Annotated in this window: 1 protein-coding gene; it reads left to right on the forward strand. The window is 64.1% G+C overall.

Annotated features, from left to right (window positions below; translation table 11 throughout):
- Positions 1-134: 134 nt before the first annotated feature.
- Positions 135-643, forward strand: a 509-nt coding sequence (locus ON19_RS30810) for a transposase (RefSeq protein ID WP_255218425.1), incomplete at its 3' end; no start/stop codon positions are given.

Here is a 643-nt window from a genome sequence, read left to right on the forward strand (position 1 = left end):
GGGAGTGTCTAATTAACGGCGGATCTCAATGATCAAGGGAGAGAAGCCAAGTGAGTGATGCGACGATCGAGGACGCCACTGCGGCCGGGTCGGCCGTCAAGGCGGTGGAGGTGTCCGACGAGCAGTTGATCGCGATGCTGGTCGACCGGGCCCGCAGCGACGGCCTGCAGCTGACCGGGAACGGGGGCCTGCTGCAGCAGTTGACCAAACGGGTGCTCGAGTCCGCACTCGAGGGCGAGGTCACCGATCACCTCGGCTACGACAAGCACGACAGCGCCGGCCGCAACAGCGGTAACAGCCGTAACGGCGCCCGGTCGAAGACCGTGACCACTGATATCGGGCCGGTCGAGGTGAAGGTTCCCCGCGATACCGCCGGCACGTTCGAGCCGCAGATCGTGCGGAAACGTCAGCGCAGGCTGTCCGGGGTGGATGAGATGGTGCTGTCGTTGTCGGCCAAGGGGTTGACCCACGGCGAGATAAGCGCGCATCTGGCCGAGGTCTACGGCGCCGAGGTGTCGCGGCAGACGATCTCGATCATCACCGATAAGGTGATCGAGGGGATGGCCGAATGGCAGAACCGGCCGCTGGACCAGGTATATCCGGTCCTGTTCGTGGACGCCATCAACGTGAAGATCAGGGCTCT

Source organism: Nocardia abscessus NBRC 100374 (genome assembly GCF_000308455.1).
Taxonomy (GTDB): Bacteria; Actinomycetota; Actinomycetes; order Mycobacteriales; family Mycobacteriaceae; genus Nocardia; species Nocardia abscessus.